Annotated in this window: 16 protein-coding genes; 1 reads left to right on the top strand and 15 read right to left on the bottom strand. The window is 63.7% G+C overall.

Annotation, left to right across the window (positions count from 1 at the left end):
- Positions 1-20: 20 nt before the first annotated feature.
- Positions 21-1,115, top strand: a complete 1,095-nt coding sequence (gene nagZ, locus KXJ60_RS18000) for a beta-N-acetylhexosaminidase (RefSeq protein WP_291131132.1) — start codon at positions 21-23, stop codon at positions 1,113-1,115.
- 19 nt (positions 1,116-1,134) lie between these two features.
- Here nagZ and KXJ60_RS17995 read toward each other — a convergent pair whose 3' ends face one another.
- The 15 genes from KXJ60_RS17995 to KXJ60_RS17925 form a co-directional block, all read right to left on the bottom strand.
- A complete protein-coding gene (locus KXJ60_RS17995; RefSeq protein WP_291131130.1) occupies positions 1,135-1,821 on the bottom strand; it encodes an LON peptidase substrate-binding domain-containing protein in 687 nt (228 codons plus the stop codon).
- Positions 1,818-2,696: an acetyl-CoA carboxylase, carboxyltransferase subunit beta gene (gene accD / locus KXJ60_RS17990; RefSeq protein ID WP_291131128.1), complete on the bottom strand. Its 879-nt coding sequence runs from the start codon at positions 2,694-2,696 to the stop codon at positions 1,818-1,820. The genes KXJ60_RS17995 and accD overlap by 4 nt, the downstream gene beginning before the upstream one ends.
- A gap of 42 nt (positions 2,697-2,738) precedes the next feature.
- Positions 2,739-3,548 carry a tryptophan synthase subunit alpha gene (gene trpA, locus KXJ60_RS17985; RefSeq protein ID WP_291131127.1) on the bottom strand — a complete coding sequence of 270 codons (810 nt, stop codon included), beginning with the start codon at positions 3,546-3,548 and terminating at the stop codon, positions 2,739-2,741.
- Positions 3,545-4,828, bottom strand: a complete 1,284-nt coding sequence (gene trpB / locus KXJ60_RS17980; protein ID WP_291131125.1) for a tryptophan synthase subunit beta — start codon at positions 4,826-4,828, stop codon at positions 3,545-3,547. The genes trpA and trpB overlap by 4 nt, the downstream gene beginning before the upstream one ends.
- Positions 4,829-4,872: 44 nt before the next feature.
- Complete coding sequence (locus KXJ60_RS17975) at positions 4,873-5,550, bottom strand: phosphoribosylanthranilate isomerase (RefSeq protein WP_291131123.1); 678 nt, start codon at positions 5,548-5,550, stop codon at positions 4,873-4,875.
- Positions 5,547-6,362: a tRNA pseudouridine(38-40) synthase TruA gene (gene truA, locus KXJ60_RS17970; protein ID WP_291131122.1), complete on the bottom strand. Its 816-nt coding sequence runs from the start codon at positions 6,360-6,362 to the stop codon at positions 5,547-5,549. The genes KXJ60_RS17975 and truA overlap by 4 nt, the downstream gene beginning before the upstream one ends.
- A 25-nt stretch (positions 6,363-6,387) precedes the next feature.
- Entirely contained in the window at positions 6,388-9,069 is a 2,682-nt protein-coding gene (locus KXJ60_RS17965) for a FimV/HubP family polar landmark protein (protein ID WP_291131120.1), read from the bottom strand.
- Positions 9,070-9,296: 227 nt separating this feature from the next.
- Complete coding sequence (gene asd, locus KXJ60_RS17960; RefSeq protein WP_291131119.1) at positions 9,297-10,451, bottom strand: aspartate-semialdehyde dehydrogenase; 1,155 nt, start codon at positions 10,449-10,451, stop codon at positions 9,297-9,299.
- A 77-nt stretch (positions 10,452-10,528) separates the two neighbouring features.
- Entirely contained in the window at positions 10,529-11,617 is a 1,089-nt protein-coding gene (leuB, locus tag KXJ60_RS17955) for a 3-isopropylmalate dehydrogenase (protein WP_291131117.1), read from the bottom strand.
- 62 nt (positions 11,618-11,679) lie between these two features.
- The gene (gene leuD / locus KXJ60_RS17950; RefSeq protein ID WP_291131116.1) at positions 11,680-12,330 is read right to left on the bottom strand and encodes a 3-isopropylmalate dehydratase small subunit; all 651 of its coding nucleotides are present in this window, start codon (positions 12,328-12,330) and stop codon (positions 11,680-11,682) included.
- A gap of 15 nt (positions 12,331-12,345) precedes the next feature.
- Positions 12,346-12,507, bottom strand: coding sequence for an entericidin EcnAB (locus tag KXJ60_RS17945; protein WP_291131115.1), 162 nt, complete (start codon positions 12,505-12,507; stop codon positions 12,346-12,348).
- A gap of 35 nt (positions 12,508-12,542) precedes the next feature.
- Positions 12,543-13,964: a 3-isopropylmalate dehydratase large subunit gene (leuC, locus tag KXJ60_RS17940; RefSeq protein ID WP_291131113.1), complete on the bottom strand. Its 1,422-nt coding sequence runs from the start codon at positions 13,962-13,964 to the stop codon at positions 12,543-12,545.
- Positions 13,965-13,993: 29 nt separating this feature from the next.
- Positions 13,994-14,920, bottom strand: a complete 927-nt coding sequence (locus KXJ60_RS17935) for a LysR family transcriptional regulator (protein ID WP_291131112.1) — start codon at positions 14,918-14,920, stop codon at positions 13,994-13,996.
- A 155-nt stretch (positions 14,921-15,075) separates the two neighbouring features.
- Positions 15,076-16,386, bottom strand: a complete 1,311-nt coding sequence (locus KXJ60_RS17930) for a citrate synthase (protein WP_291131111.1) — start codon at positions 16,384-16,386, stop codon at positions 15,076-15,078.
- Entirely contained in the window at positions 16,383-16,694 is a 312-nt protein-coding gene (locus KXJ60_RS17925) for a succinate dehydrogenase assembly factor 2 (RefSeq protein WP_291131110.1), read from the bottom strand. The genes KXJ60_RS17930 and KXJ60_RS17925 overlap by 4 nt, the downstream gene beginning before the upstream one ends.
- Between the last annotated feature and the right edge of the window lie 7 nt (positions 16,695-16,701).

The following is a 16,701-nucleotide window of genomic DNA, read 5'->3' as shown; positions in this document are numbered from 1 at the left end:
CTCCCATCAACAAACATGCCATGCACTCACACGCACCCCTCATCATTGACGTGGCTGGCCACAGCCTGACCACCGCAGACCGCCGGCGCCTGGCCCACCCACTGGTGGGAGGCGTCATCTTGTTTGGGCGCAACTGGAAGGACCGCCTTCAGCTCACTGCGCTGTGCCGCCAGATCAAGGCCGTGCGGCACGACCTGCTGATCGCGGTGGATCACGAAGGTGGGCGCGTGCAGCGCTTTCGCACCGATGGCTTTACCCATGTGCCTGCGATGGCCACGCTCGGCGAATGGTGGCAGCGACCCGCGAAGGCCGGTGAGCCGGAGGGCGCCTCCGCGCTGCACGCCATCAACGCAGCGACCGCCTGTGGCTACGTTCTGGGTGCCGAGCTGCGCGCTTGTGGTGTGGACCTGACCTTTGCCCCGGTTCTCGATCTGGATTACGGCGAGAGTTCGGTGATTGGAGACCGCGCCTTTGCGCGCGACCCGCGCATGGTCACGCTGCTGGCGCAAGGCGTCATGCACGGCTTGCTGCAAAGTGGCATGGGCAACTGCGGCAAGCATTTCCCCGGACACGGTTTCGTGAAGGCCGACTCTCACCTGGCGGTGCCCGTGGATCGGCGCAGCCTCAGCACCATCCTGTCCGAGGACGCTGCGCCGTATGGCTGGCTCTCGGCCAGCCTGCAGGCGGTGATGCCCGCGCATGTGATCTACCCGAAGGTGGACGCACGCCCGGCGGGTTTTTCGGCACGTTGGCTGCAAGACATCCTTCGCCGTCGACTGGGTTTCGCTGGCGCGATCTTCAGCGACGACCTCAGCATGGCGGCCGCTCGCCAGATCGCAGGGCATGAGGTGAGCTTCACCGAGGCGGCACTTGCGGCCCTCACCGCAGGCGGCGATCTCGTGTTGCTGTGCAATCAGTCGGTGGTGGAGGGGGGAGCGCCCATCGATGAGGCGATCAACGCCCTGTCGCAGGCGGTGTTGGATGGGCGTTGGCAACCCAGTGCCGCGAGCGAGGAGCGTCGTCTCGCGTTGTTGCCCCGCATGGCCGCTGTGCCGTGGGACGACTTGATGGTGAGCGAGCGCTACATGCAGGCGCTCTCTCTGCTGCCGGGCTGACGCCCTGAAGCGTCGCGCATCAGGCGCCGTTGTCGAGCCCGAGTTTGTCCAGCAGATCCGACACCAGCTCCAGGCGCAGGAGCGGGTTGTCGAGCGTCATCAGGCGCTGTTTGAGTTCGGCCGGGGCTGGCAGCAGTTCGGCCCATCGGTTGGCCAGCCAGCCGCTGTCGTCCCATTGGTAGGGCGGCTGCAGTGGCAGTTGCTCAAGGCTCATGGGGTCGCGTTCCTGCAGGCTGCGCAGCAGGCGCTGAAGACCTTCGCGGGTCGGCGCGAGATGCTCGGGCACGGGCACCACGGGCTCTGGCGGGCGCAACTGAACATCAGCCACCCACAGACCGTGCGGTAGCTGCTGCCGGCGCTGAATGTCAAAGCCTTGCAAACCCCGGCAGCGGATCATCATCAGGCCAGGCTGTGGGCGCTCCAGACTCTCGATGTGGGCCAGTGTGCCCACGGCATGAAACACCTCTTTGGCAAATCCGTCGCCGCTGGGCAGCGCGGCCGGATCCAGGCGCCTGACTTCGCTGCCTTCGCTCAGGCACACCACGCCAAACGGCGCACCCGCCTTGTGGCAGCGGCCGATCATGTCGAGGTAGCGAACCTCAAAGATGCGAAGGGGAAGCCAACCGCCCGGGTACAGGACGGTTTGCAGGGGGAACAGCGGCAGTTGAGACAGCGTCAGTGCCTCAGCACCCGGCGTGGAATTCAATCGTCGACCACCGCATCGGCGCTCTGGCGCTGCAGCATCGCCAACGCGTTGGCGATGGTGGCGCGCAGCTCGCGCCTGTCACAGATGAAGTCCACCGCGCCCTTGGTCTGCAGGAATTCGGCGCGCTGGAAGCCTTCAGGCAGCTTCACGCGCACGGTGTTCTCGATCACCCGAGGGCCTGCGAAGCCAATCAGCGCCTTGGGCTCGGCGATCACCACGTCGCCCAGGAAGGCGAAGCCTGCGCTCACGCCGCCCATGGTCGGGTCGGTGAGCACGCTGATGTACGGCAGGCCCTTCTTGGCCAGACGCGTGAGGGCTGAATTGGTTTTGGCCATCTGCATGAGCGAGAGCAGACCCTCTTGCATGCGTGCGCCACCGGTGGCTGTGAAGCAGACGAAAGGCACCTTTTGTGCGATGGCTTCCTCGACACCGCGCACGAAGCGCTCGCCGACCACCGACCCCATGGAGCCACCCATGAAATCAAACTCGAAACAGGCCACGACGACGCTGACGCCCCGCACCGCGCCCCCCATGACAATCAGTGCGTCGGTTTCACCGGTCGTCTCCAGCGCGTCCTTCAGACGTTCCGGGTACTTGCGGCTGTCCTTGAACTTGAGCGCATCGACGGGAATGACTTCCTGGGCGATCTCATAACGGCCTTCGGCATCAAGGAAGGCGTTGAGCCGCGCGCGTGCGCCCACCCGGTGGTGATGGCTGCAGTGGGGGCAGACGTTCTGGTTCTTCTCCAGGTCGTTTTTGTAGAGCACCGCCTCGCAACTCGGGCACTTGATCCACAGACCTTCCGGCACGCTGCGGCGCTCGGTCGGGTCGGTGGGCGTGATCTTGGGCGGCAGCAGTTTTTCAAGCCAGGACATGGTGTTCTCCGTGCAGAGGCGCCGCAAGGCGCAGAGGGCGGATTATGCGTCGAGCGCTTTCCGAATGGTGCGAAGGAATTGGGCCGCGACCGCGACCACTTTCTCGTGCGGTTCGTTCTCGATCAACTGGATGATCTTGCTGCCGATCACCACCGCATCGGCCGTGCGGCTGATGGCGCGCGCGGTCTCGGCATCCCGAATGCCAAAGCCCACGCCCACGGGCACGCTCACATGCGAACGGATGCGCGGCAGCATGGCTTCGACCTGGCCCACATCGAGCGTGCCAGCGCCCGTGACCCCCTTGAGCGAGACGTAGTACACGTAGCCACTGGCCACCCGGGCTACTTGCGCCATGCGCTCATCGGTGGAGGTAGGCGCGAGCAGGAAGATGAGGTTCATGTCGTGTTCGCGCAGTGACGTGGCGAACGCTTCGCACTCCTCGGGTGGGTAGTCCACGATCAGCACGCCGTCCACGCCGGCGGCGGCCGCATCGCGCACGAAATGACCTGCACCATGCTTCTGGTCGTAGCGCTCGACCGGGTTGGCATAGCCCATGAGCACCACGGGGGTGGTGCTGTTGCGCTCGCGGAACGTGCGCACCATGGACAGCACCTGAACCAGACCAATGCCGGCAGCAAGTGCGCGGTCACCTGCCTTCTGGATCACCGGGCCGTCGGCCGAAGGGTCGGAGAAGGGCACGCCAAGCTCGATCACGTCGGCACCTGCCTCCGCCATGCCGTGCATCAGGTCGGGTGTGATGTCGGCGTAGGGGAAGCCGGCGGTGACGAAGGGAATCAGGGCCTTGCGATCCTGCTTCTTCAAGGCTGCAAAGGTCGTTTCGATACGGCTCATTTCTTCACCTCGATGGTGGCCACACCGCCTTTGACCGACTGCCCCCGGCAGCTCGGACGGCAGTAAAAGTCGGCGTTGGAGAGGTCGGCGACGGTGCCGATGTCCTTGTCGCCACGGCCGGACAGGTTCACCAGAATCGACTGATCCGGCGTCATCGTCCTCGCCAGTTTCATGGCATAGGCCACGGCGTGGCTCGACTCGAGCGCCGGGATGATCCCCTCGGTGCGGCACAGGTAGTGGAACGCTTCCAGCGCCTCGGTGTCCGTGATGCCCACGTATTCCGCGCGGCCGATGTCTTTGAGGAACGCGTGTTCGGGCCCGACGCCCGGGTAGTCCAGGCCGGCGCTCACACTGTGCGTCTCGGTCACCTGGCCGTTGTCGTCCTGCAGCACATAGGTGCGGTTGCCGTGCAGCACACCCGGGCTGCCTTTTTGCAGGGATGCCGAATGCCTGCCGCTGTCCAGGCCCTCGCCCGCGGCCTCGACACCGATCAGCCGCGTGCTGCCGTGATTGATGTAGGGATAGAAGATCCCCATGGCGTTGCTGCCACCTCCCACGCAGGCCACCACCGCATCGGGCTGTTCGCTCCTGCAGCCGGCCTCGTTCAGCATCTGGGGCATCTGCACCAGGCACTCCTCACCAATCACGCTCTGGAAGTCGCGCACCATCATCGGATACGGGTGCGGCCCCGCCACGGTGCCGATGATGTAGAACGTGTTGTCCACATTGGCCACCCAGTCGCGCATGGCTTCATTGAGCGCGTCCTTGAGGGTCTTGCTGCCCGACTCGACCGGTACCACGGTCGCTCCCAGCAATTTCATGCGATAGACGTTCGGGCTTTGCCGCTTCACGTCTTCACTGCCCATGTAGACCACACATTCCAGTCCGTAACGGGCGCAGATGGTGGCTGTGGCCACGCCGTGCTGGCCGGCACCCGTCTCGGCAATGATGCGCGGCTTGCCCATGCGGCGCGCCAGCATGGCCTGGCCGATGGTGTTGTTGACCTTGTGCGCACCGGTGTGGTTGAGGTCTTCGCGCTTGAGGAAAATCTGTGCGCCGCCCGTTTCCCTGCTCATGCGTGCCGCGTGGTAAACCGGGCTGGGCCTGCCCACGAAGTGCGCGAGCTCGCGCTTGAACTCGGCGAGAAACTCGGGGTCGTGCTGGTATCTGGCGTAAGCGGTCTTCAGCTCATTGATGGCGTGTGTGAGGGTTTCGCTCACAAAACTGCCGCCGTAAATGCCAAAGTGGCCCTTCGTGTCGGGTTGCTGGTAGTCGGTCATGGGGTGTCTCGGTCGGTGCGCCCGTCTGCACCCATGATGGGGATTCAGGTCGGGTGCGAAATCTGTGCATCGGCCGCCCGCACGGCGGCCACGAAAGCGAGCATCTTGTCGGGGTCCTTGATGCCTTTGGCGGCTTCCACCCCGGAGCTCACGTCAACGGCCCAAGGCCGTACGCGTGAGATGCCATCGATCACGTTTGCAGGCGTGAGTCCACCAGACAAAACGAGGCGAGAGCTGGCGTTTAGAAGCGGATGTGACCAAGGGAAGGCATTCCAGTCGAAGGATTGACCTCCGCCGCCATAGCCGTCAACGAGGGCATCAAGCAGGATGGCTTGAGACGTGGAGAAATCCGACGCGTATTTTAGGAGATCGAAGCCTGCCCCGGCGGGTCCGGTGGGAATGCGGGCCGCCCGAAGGTAAGGGCGACCAGCGGCCTCGCACGCGGCGGGCGTTTCGTCGCCATGGAACTGCAGCAATGCCTGCGGAACGGCTTCACACGCCTGCTGGATGTCTCGTGTCGCCGCGTTCACAAACAGCAGTACCGGCGTGACGAAAGGCGGCAGGCGTCGTGCGAGTTCACTGGCGCGTTGCGCGGTCACGTGCCTCGGGCTCGCCGGATACAGCACGAATCCCACGGCATCGGCCCCGGCGAGAGCAGCTGCGTCGACGTCCGCTTCGCGGGTGAGTCCACAGATTTTGATGCGCGTGCGTTGGGGTGTCATGGCAACCAGTCGAAGGCGGGCGTGCGGTCTGGCAAACCCAGGCCTTCATCGTAGACGGGCCCGAGAAAGTACAGGCCGTCGGGGGAAAAGGTGGGCGCGGCAGCGTCTCTGCTGCGGGCAAGCAACACGTCCGACATCCACGTGACGGGTCGGCTGCCGCTGCCGATGGCAATAAGGCATCCCATGATGTTGCGGATCATGTGATGCAGGAAAGCCGAGGCTTCGAACTCGAATCGCCAGTAGCTGCCTCGCCTGGAGATGTCCAGCCGCATCAGGCGCTTGACCGGCGAATGCGCCTGGCAGCGGGCTGCACGAAACGACGTGAAATCGTGCTCGCCCAGCAGCGACTGCGCTGCCAGGACCATGGGCTCCAGATCGAGTGGCCGGAACACCCAGCCCACCTGGCCGGAGTCGGTGCTGGGCCGCACGGGCGCCTCGAGCAATACGTAGGCGTATCGGCGTGAACGGGCGCTTGCACGGGCATGGAAGCTGAGCGGCACGCGCCGCGCCCATTGCACGGCGATGTCATCGGGGAGAAAACTGTTGGTCCCTCGCACCCAGGCGTTCTCGGGGCGATCCAGGGCCGTGTCGAAATGAACCACCTGCATGAGGCCGTGCACGCCAGCATCGGTGCGGCCAGCACAGAGGGTGTGAACCGCCTCTTGGGCGCTGAAGCGGGTCAGCGCCAGTTCGAGTTGGTCTTGTACCGTGCGTCCGCTGGGCTGGCTTTGCCAGCCTTCATACCCGCGACCGTTGTAGCTGACGCCCAGCGCAATGCGCGTTCGGTCCGGCTCCAGGGCGGTTGAAGGCAAAGACGGAAACCGGGACGAGCGCGCGTCAGGCCAGGTCGGCCAGGAACGTGCCCGCCTTGGTCTTCAGCGAGCCAGAGGCTTCGGCCAGCACTTCCTCGGCCAGCGAGCGGGCGCCTTCGAAGTCACCAATCGCGCGGAATTCTTCCGCAAGCGACAACTTGGTCTCCAGCGGATTCTCTTCCGTCAGGCGACCTTCGGCATCGCCATCTTCACCCGCTGCGGGAGGGTCCAGGTCCAGGTTGATGCCGTTCAGGTCGAACGACATCATGTCTGGGACGGCAGGCGGTGGGCTGGCAGCACTCTCGCTGTTCGCCGCTGGTGTGTCGAGGTTGAGGATCGGCCCGTCGTCGAAAGGGAGCGAATCCAGAGCGTCTTGCGTTGGAGACCGTTCTGCTGCCGAGATCGGTTCAGGCGCGTTTTCCTGCAACGGCGCCGGACCGGACGGGAAGTCCAGATCGAAGTCCATCGACATGGACGACGGAGGACCGTCTTTCTCGGCCACTGGGCTGGTCAGCGATTCCGTGGCATTCAGGTCATCCATGCTGGACATCGGCGGCTCGGTGCTGGCAGGCGCCACAGGCGATGCCAAAGGTGCGGGCGCCTCAGGTTCATCCAGAGAAAAGTCGAGGTCGAGATCCAGATCGGCCATGCCCGATGGCAGTGCCTGCTTGCCAGTTTCGGCCAGGGTGCTGGCGCCAAAGGGCATGGTGTTCAGGCCGGCGCCTGCAATACCCGCCGTGGCAGAGACCTTGACGGCAGGGCTGCCGCCGGGTTGGTACAGCGGATTCGAAGGATCGAGCTCCTTGCCCAGTTCGCAAGCATGTTCCCACTCGGGGCCCTGGCCCTGCGTGAGACCGTAGGCCTCGGTGGCCACCACTTCGAACGCGCGAGCGTCTCGGCGCTTGGCGTAGATTTCCAGCAGCTTGTTGTGAATGGCCACGCGCGTCGGCGTGCTGCGCATGGCCTCTTTGAGAATTTCTTCGGCCTGAAGGTCGCGACCATAGGCAAGGTACACATCGGCCTCAGCCACCGGGTCCACATCGCCGGCGGCGTCGAGCTGGCTCGGCGAGTACACCATGGAAGAGCCAGAAGCGACCGACTCAGCCGTGTCGATGCGCTGTCCGCCGCTGGAGCCGAAGAACGAGTCTGGCTGGAGGCGGCTCTCGAGGAACGAGCTGTCCACGCTGGAGCCATTTTTGCGCTGGCGCATGCGGTAGATACCAAACGCCGCGAGCAGCGCCAGCAAGCCACCCGCCAATGGCAAGGTCAGCGGGTTTTCGCGCAGCTGATCCAGGAAGGAGGGTTCATCGGGCAGCGGCGTAGGCGCGGGCAGCGGGGGCCTTACGGGCGCGGGCGTGGTGGATGGTGCGGTTGCAGCAGGCGCCTCCGCGGGAGGTGTCGGAGCGGGTGCTTCCGTTGCTGGCGTGGCTGCGGTCGCAGGCGGGGTGGGTGCAGCGACAGCGGGGGCGGGCGCCGGTGCGGGCGCGGCGGGTGGTGCAACCACTGGCGCTGCCGGCGGCGGCGTCTGTGCGGCCGCGGGTGCCGCCGGAGCGGCAGGCGGGTTGCCCAGCTTGGACAGCTCTTCGATGTTGCGCGAGAGCTCTGCCACGCGCGAAGAGGCTTCTTTGGCTTGACGCTCTTTGGCGATCTTGTCCTCGTTGGCGGCCTGGCCTGGCGCTGCCTCCTTGGACAGTGTCAATTTGTCGGCAGCGGGTGCCGCGGGCTTCGCGTCCTTCACCTCGGTTTGCACACGCCCCGATGCCTGGCGGTCGGCCGCTGCCACGGCAGCTTCAGGCGCACTGCCGGCAAGCCGCCTGCGGAACTCGTTGAAGTCGCGGCTTTGGGCGTTGATCGTTTGACGGGCCTCGCCTGGGGCCACGGCGCTGGCCTGGGCAGCGCTTGGCAAGTCGAGCACGACGCCCGACTTCAAGCGGTTGACGTTGCCCGAAATGAACGCATTGGGGTTTTGCTGCAGCATCGCCACCAACATCTGGTCGAGCGACACGCTCGCAGGTTTGTTGGCTGCAGCAATGGCGCCTGCCGTATCACCTGCCTGCACGCGCACCTGACCACCGCCCGCCGAACTGGGCGCGGGCGCCGGTGCAGCGGCGGGGGCTGGTCTGGGCGTTGCGGGTGGCGCGACAGGCGCTGTAGCAACGGCCCTGGGGGCTTGAGCCTGTGGCTGAACAGCGCTGGGAGCAGGCGCGGCACGGGGTGCCTGCGCGGCCGAAGACACACCCGGTGCGATCGGGGTCGGCTGCGGCGTGGCGGCACGCAGGCTTGGCGGATCAAAGAGCAGGGTGTAGTCGCGCACGACACGTCCGGATGACCAGTTCGCTTCAACAATCAGGTCCACGAACGGCTCGGTGACTGGCCGAGAGCTGGTCAGACGCAGGAAGGCCCGGCCGTCAGGGCGGCGTTGCAGGCTGATCTGCAGATTGGCGAGCGCAGGATTCACGTCGACGCCGGCTGCCCGGAAAGTATCTCCCGAAGCCAGGCCAACCCGAAGGCTGGCGGCTTCTTCCGCGTTGATGTCGGGAACGTCGATCTCGGCGCGCAAGGGCTCGCCCAGCGCGGATTGCACGACAACACGACCCAGCGCCAGTGCCGACGCATCCGTGTGGTGGGTCAGGCTCGCACACAGCAGTGCCGCCGCAGCGACCGCATGCAACCTCGCGAGGCCGCGAGAGCCAGCACTTTGTTGCACTTGGCGGGCCTGTTGGGATGGTGTGTGGCGGGAGTTGGATGGCACTTTGACCTCGACGTAAAAAACCGAGAATTGACCTTAACATCAACGCATTACAGTGACAAGCTGAGAATCCGCTTGAGTTTCTCAGTCGACCCTCTGTCGTCTTAGGTCGGGTTGTTTACGTTGCAGGGGCGCAACGAGAGCGCCCCCGCTTCCTGTCGCCGTTACAAGCGCCGCCAGTCCACTCAGCGGTTCAGCAGGATGCGCAGCATGCGCCGCAGCGGCTCAGCGGCACCCCAGAGCAGCTGGTCTCCGATGGTGAATGCGCCGAGGTATTCAGGCCCCATCGCCAGTTTGCGGAGACGGCCCACGGGAATCGTCATGGTTCCGGTGACCGCCACAGGCGTCAGGTCTTTGATGGTCGCCTCGCGGGTGTTCGGTACCACCTTGACCCACGCGTTGTCGGCCGCAATCATGGCTTCGATGTCGGCCAAAGGCACGTCCTTCTTGAGTTTGAAGGTGAGGGCTTGGCTGTGGCAACGCATGGCGCCCACACGAACGCAAAAGCCATCAACCGGGATGGCGGGCGCACTGAACCCTTCGCCCATGCCCAGGATCTTGTTGGTCTCAGCCATGCCCTTCCACTCTTCCTTGGACATGCCGTTGCCCAGATCCTTGTCGATCCAGGGGATCAAGGAGCCACCCAGTGGGACACCGAAGTTGGCGGTTTCAGCGCCCGACAGCGAACGCTGCTTGGAAATGACTTTGCGATCGATTTCCAGAATGGCGCTTTTGGGATCGTCGAGCAGCGCCTTGACCTCAGCATTGAGCGTGCCGTATTGCGTGAGCAGCTCGCGCATGTGCTGGGCTCCGCCGCCTGATGCCGCTTGATAGGTCTGCGTGCTCATCCACTCGACCAGGCCAGCCTTGTAGAGAGCGCCCACGCCCATGAGCATGCAGCTCACGGTGCAGTTGCCTCCGATCCAGTCTTTGCCTCCTTGGGCCAATGCGTTCTCGATCACGGGCAGGTTGACCGAATCCAGGACGATGACGGCGTTTTTGTCCATGCGCAGCGTGGATGCCGCGTCGATCCAGTGACCATTCCAGCCGGCCGCGCGCAGCTTGGGATAGACCTCACTGGTGTAGTCGCCGCCTTGCGCGGTGATGATCACCTCGCATCGCTTCAGCGCATTGATGTCGTGTGCGTCCTGCAGCTGCGTCTCGTTCTTGGCCATCGCTGGTGCCTTGCCACCCGCGTTGGATGTGGAGAAGAACAGCGGTTCGATCAGATCGAAGTCGCTCTCTGCCACCATCCGGTCCATGAGCACGGAGCCCACCATGCCGCGCCAGCCTACCAGCCCGACGAGAGGCTGCTTCATTCCCGATACTTGTTTCGTCATGTCAACGCCTTTTGGTTAAAAAACCGGTTTGCCCCGGCTCGTCTGGCCGGGGAGGGGCGTGACGAACCGGAGCTGGATCAGCCCTTGGTAATGGTTTTGGTGATGGCGGCCACAACGGCATCGCCCATGCCGCGGGTGCTCACCTTGGTCGTACCTTCCGACCAGATGTCGGTGGTGCGAAGCCCGGACGCAAGCACGTCGCTGACCGCACGTTCAATGCGGTCGGCGGCTTCGGTCTGGTTGAAGGTGAATTTGAGCATCATGGCAGCGGACAGTATTGTAGCCAGAGGATTGGCCAGGTTCTTGCCAGCGATGTCAGGTGCGCTGCCGTGACTGGGCTCGTACAGACCCTGGTTCTTCGTGTTCAGCGAAGCCGAGGGGAGCATGCCGATCGACCCCGTGAGCATGGAGGCTTCGTCCGAGAGGATGTCGCCAAACATGTTGCCAGTGACCACCACGTCGAACTTCTTGGGTGCCTTGACCAGTTGCATGGCCGCGTTGTCCACGTACATGTGCTCGAGCTCGACGTCAGGGTACTGGGCATGCACCTCGGTCACCACATCTTTCCAGAACTGGAAGGTCTCCAGCACGTTGGCTTTGTCGACGCTGGTGACTTTCTTGTTTCGCTTGCGGGCGGCCTGAAAAGCCACGTGCGCAATCCGTTCGATCTCGGGCTTGCTGTAGCGCATCGTGTCGAAGGCTTCTTCCGCGCCAGGGAAGTGGCCGTCGGTGGCGACGCGTCTGCCGCGCGGCTGCCCAAAATAAATGTCACCGGTCAGTTCACGGATGATGAGGATGTCCAGGCCCGCAATGAGCTCCGGCTTGAGGCTGGATGCGCCGACCAGCTCGGGATAACAAATGGCTGGGCGGAAGTTGGCAAACAGGCCGAGATGCTTGCGCAGCCCGAGGATCGCTTGTTCGGGGCGCAGCGGACGGTCCAGCTTGTCGTACTTCCAGTCGCCGACGGCACCGAACAGCACCGCATCGGCGTCCATGGCCAGTTTCAGCGTCGATTCGGGGAGTGGATGGCCGTGGGCCTCGTAGGCAGCGCCGCCCACCAGGGCCGACTCCATCTCGACCGGTAGCTCGAGCGCCTGCAGGACTCTGACCGCCTCAGCGACGATTTCTGTGCCAATGCCGTCGCCGGGAAGAACTGCGATTTTCATGTGATGCCAATGTGATGCCTGGCTTCATGCCAGGGCAGGTCTCGAAAAGGGCGAACGGTCTCTCAGACCGGCATGGTGTGTGCGAGCCAGGGTTTGGTGGCCAGGCGCTCGGCCTCGAAGGCGGAGATCTTGTCCTTGTAGCGCAGGGTCAGTCCGATGTCGTCGAGGCCATTGATCAGGCAGAACTTGCGAAACGCCTGCACTTCAAAGGGCAGCTCCTCGCCTTGCGGCTTGACGACGACCTGACGCTCAAGATCGACCGTGAGTTCATAGCCCGGGAAGGCCGCGACTTCATCGAACAGTTGCGCCACTTGTGCATCTGGCAACTGGATCGGCAGCAGGCCGTTCTTGAAACAGTTGTTGAAGAAGATGTCGGCATAACTGGGCGCGATGATGGCTCGAAAGCCATATTGGTCAATGGCCCAAGGCGCGTGTTCGCGGCTCGACCCACAGCCAAAATTCTTGCGGGCCAGCAACACGGATGCATCCGCATAACGGGGCTGGTTGAGCACGAAGTCGGGATTGGGTTTGCGACTCGCCGGGTCTTGCCCTGGTTCGCCCTTGTCGAGATAGCGCCACTCATCGAACAGGTTGGGACCAAAGCCCGTCTTGCGGATCGACTTCAGGAACTGCTTGGGGATGATGGCGTCGGTGTCGACGTTCTCGCGGTCCATCGGGGCCACGAGGCCCTTGTGGCGGGTGAATTTCTGCATGCGTATTTCGACCGGTTATTTGGCGATGTCCTGGACTTTTTCGCCGGCTTTTTCGATGCCTTTACCCGCGGCTTGGCCAACTTCCTTGGCGTCCTGCTTGACACCGCTCCAGGTGTTGCACGCGGCCAGGGTCAGAGAGAGAGCGAATGCGGCTGCGATGATTGCAAAGCGTTTCATGTGGGTCTCCTGAGGTGGGTTGCGGAATGGAACAGTCATGCGATGGTGCGCACATCCACAAAGTGGCCGTGCACTGCAGCGGCGGCTGCCATCGCGGGGGAAACCAGGTGGGTACGGCCTCCAGCACCCTGGCGGCCTTCAAAGTTGCGGTTGCTGGTGGACGCGCAGCGCTCGCCGGGTTCAAGGCGGTCGGCATTCATGGCCAGGCACATCGAGCAGCCCGGTTCACGCCACTCGAATCCGGCCGCTTTGAATATCTCGTGCAGACCCTCACGCTCGGCCTGTGCCTTCACCAGGCCGGAGCCCGGTACCACCAGGGCGAGCTTCACATTCCTGGCCACCTTTTGACCGATTTTCTTGACCACGGCAGCCGCTTCGCGCATGTCTTCAATGCGGCTGTTGGTGCACGAGCCGATGAACACCTTGTCGACAAAGATGTCGTTGAGCGGCTTGCCAGGCGCGAGGTCCATGTAGGTCAGGGCACGTTCGATGGCGCCCCGCTTGTTGGCGTCCTTTTCGCGGTCGGGGTCGGGCACGGTGCCGTCAATACCGAGCACCATTTCGGGCGACGTGCCCCAGGTCACTTGCGGCACGATGCGCGAGGCATCAAGCTCCACCACCGCATCAAACTTCGCATCGGTGTCGGAGTGCAGGGTCTTCCAGTAAGCAACCGCCTGGTCCCACTCGACGCCGGTGGGGGAGAGTGGGCGGCCTTTGACGTACTCGATGGTTTTTTCGTCGACAGCCACCAGACCGGCGCGAGCGCCGGCTTCGATGGCCATGTTGCACACCGTCATTCGCCCTTCCATGCTCAGTGCCCGGATGGCGGCGCCGCCGAATTCGATGGTGTAGCCGGTGCCGCCGGCGGTGCCGATCTTGCCGATGATGGCCAGCACGATGTCCTTGGCGGTGCAGCCTTTGGCCAGCTGGCCGTCCACGCGCACCAGCATGTTCTTGGCCTTCTTGGCCAGCAGGGTTTGCGTGGCCAGCACGTGCTCGACTTCGCTGGTGCCAATGCCATGGGCCAGGGCACCAAACGCGCCGTGGGTGGAGGTGTGGCTGTCGCCACAGACGACGGTCATGCCCGGCAGCGTGGCACCGTTTTCAGGGCCGATGACGTGCACGATGCCCTGGCGCTGGGACATGAAGGGAAAGAACGCGGCCGCACCGAACTCGGCAATGTTGCTGTCCAGCGTGGTGATCTGTTCCTTGCTGATCGGATCGGTGATGCCGTCGTACCCGAGTTCCCAGCCGTTGGTGGGCGTGTTGTGGTCGGCCGTGGCCACCACCGAGCTCACCCGCCACACCTTCCGGCCCGCCTGGCGCAAGCCTTCAAAGGCTTGCGGGCTGGTGACCTCGTGCACAAGGTGGCGGTCGATGTAGAGCACGGATGTGCCGTCCTCTTCGGTGTGGACGACATGTTCGTCCCAGATCTTGTCGTAGAGCGTGCGTGGCATGGCGTGGGGCTTTGAAGTTGGATTGAATTTTATGCGGCCAGCATGGCCGTGTCGGCGGTCAGGTGATCGACCAACAGGCGTGCGGTGGCCGGCAGGCTGGAGAAGTCCCGGGCCACGAGCACAAGCTGCCGCCGCGCCCAGGCATCGGAGAGTGGTACCGATCGCAGTGCAGCGCCTGTGTGCAACAGGTCGAACGCGCGTTCGGGCATCACGCCCACGCCCAGGCCGTTGGCGATCATGCGGCACATGGCGTCCAGCCCGGTGACTCGAATGCGCACGCGCACCGTGGTGCCTGCCAGCGTGGCTGCCTGGTGTGTGGCGAGGTGAATGGAGCTGTTGGCGTGAAGTCCGACGTGGTCAAACGGCAAGGTGTCTGCGAATGACACAGGTTGCGCCTGATCCAGCGCATGCCCATGCGGCACCACGAGCACAAGCCGGTCTTTCCGATACGGCAGGCTTTGCAACTGATGCGTGCCCATGGCGCCATTGCACAGGCCGAGATCGGCTGCCCCTTCCTGCACCGCGCGGAGCACTTCCGGACTGAGGTGCTCCTCCAGGTCGATCTTGACCTGGGGGTGCAGGCGGGCGAATGCGCCCAGATCTTCCGGCAGGAACTGCACGATGGCCGAGATGCTGGCGTGCACACGCACATGGCCGCGAACGCCATCGGCGTATTCGGCCAATTCCATCTGCATCTTTTCGAGACCGAAGAGCACGGCCCGGGCGTGGTGCAGGAGTCCTTCCCCTGCAGGCGTGAGTCGCACGCCGCGCGTGTGCCGGTGAAGCAGCGTAGTGCCCAGCGCACCCTCCAGATCAGACAGGCGTTTGCTGATGGCAGACGCGGCGATGAATTCCCGCTCGGCCGCACGCCCGATGCTGCCCAACTCGCACACAGCCACGAACAGCTGCAGTGAGGTGAGATCGATCTGGCGGGCGAAGTTGCGTTCGGAGAGCATGAGATGGGGCGTCTCGTTCTGAGATGCTTTGACGATTTTCCTTCAGTATCTTGCCCTTTGGCATCTCCAAACGCGATGGCCAAGATGCTGGAGCACGAAGCCTCAAACGAAAAAAAAGCCCGCACAAGGCGGGCTTTTGCTTGAGGAACCTCGAATCAGCGGTTGCCGATGGGCTTGACGTCGCGACGGGGCGAGCCGGTGAACAGCTGACGCGGACGGCCGATCTTGTACTCGGGGTCGCTGATCATTTCGTTGAGCTGGGCGATCCAGCCCACCGTGCGGGCCAGCGCGAAGATGCCGGTGAACAGGTTGACCGGGATGCCGATCGCGCGTTGCACGATGCCGGAGTAGAAGTCCACGTTCGGGTACAGCTTGCGCGAGACGAAATATTCGTCTTCCAGCGCGATCTTTTCCAGCTCCTTGGCGAGCTTGAACAGCGGGTCGTTTTCCAGGCCGAGCTCCTGCAGCACTTCGTTGCAGGTTTCTTGCATGAGCTTGGCGCGGGGGTCGTAGTTCTTGTACACGCGGTGGCCGAAGCCCATGAGCTTGACGCCGGAGTTCTTGTCCTTGACCTTCTCCATGAACTCGCCGACCTTGGAAACACCACCCTGGCGCTGGATGTCTTCCAGCATGTTGAGGCAGGCTTCGTTGGCGCCACCGTGTGCAGGGCCCCAGAGGCAGGCCACGCCAGCGGCAATGGCGGCAAACGGGTTGGTGCCCGAAGAGCCGCACAGGCGCACCGTGGAGGTGGAGGCGTTCTGTTCGTGGTCCGCGTGCAGGATGAAGATGCGGTCCAGGGCGCGTTCGAGCACGGGGTTCACCACGTACTCTTCGCACGGCGTGCCGAACATCATGCGCAGGAAGTTGCCCGAGTAGCTCAGGTCGTTCTTCGGGTACATGTACGGCTGGCCGATGCCGTACTTGTAGGCCATGGCCACCAGGGTGGGCATTTTGGCGATCAGGCGGATGGCCGCGATTTCACGGTGCTTCGGATTGTTGATGTCCGTGCTGTCGTGATAGAAGGCCGACAGGCCGCCCACGAGACCGGTCAGCACGGCCATCGGGTGGGCATCGCGGCGAAAGCCACGAAGGAAGAACTGCATCTGCTCGTTCACCATGGTGTGGTTGATCACGAGCTTGTGGAAGTCGGCGCGTTGCGTCTCGTTGGGCAGTTCGCCGTTGAGCAGCAGGTGGCAGGTGTCCAGGTAGTCGCACTGGGTCGCGAGCTGTTCGATCGGATAGCCGCGGTACAGCAGCTCGCCCTTGTCACCGTCGATGTACGTGATCGCTGACTGACATGAAGCCGTGGACAGAAAGCCCGGGTCGTAGGTAAACATGCCCGTCTGCGCGTAGAGCTTGCGGATGTCGATCACGTCCGGACCGATGCTGCCGGCATACACCGGAAGATCGACGCTGGGGCTGCCATTGGAGAACGACAGGGTGGCTTTGTTGTCTACGAGTTTCATGCAGGTTCCTCGGAAGATGGGAGAGGTTGCGGGGTGCGAAGCAAGGCAAGCACTTGCGTCACGTCCTCGCGTTCGAGATCGCCTTGGAGTGGCTTTCGGCCAAGCAGCAGATCCAGCAGGTCGTTGTCGGACAAGTCCATCAAGAGCCCGAGTGCATCTGCCTGGCGCACCGTTAAGCCAGTTTCGTGCCTGGCGAAAAATCGCTCGATGAACAGATCGTTCTCGAGCAGACCACGACGACACCGCCAGCGCAGCTTGCTCAGCGCGCGTTCGTCCAGCAAGGCGTCCTGCAGGTCGGTGTCGGTCATGGCATTC

Source organism: Hydrogenophaga sp., from assembly GCF_019264445.1.
GTDB lineage: Bacteria > Pseudomonadota > Gammaproteobacteria > Burkholderiales > Burkholderiaceae_C > Hydrogenophaga.
The sequence above is the reverse complement of the archived record's forward strand: the minus strand, read 5'-3'. Positions and strand labels throughout refer to the sequence as shown.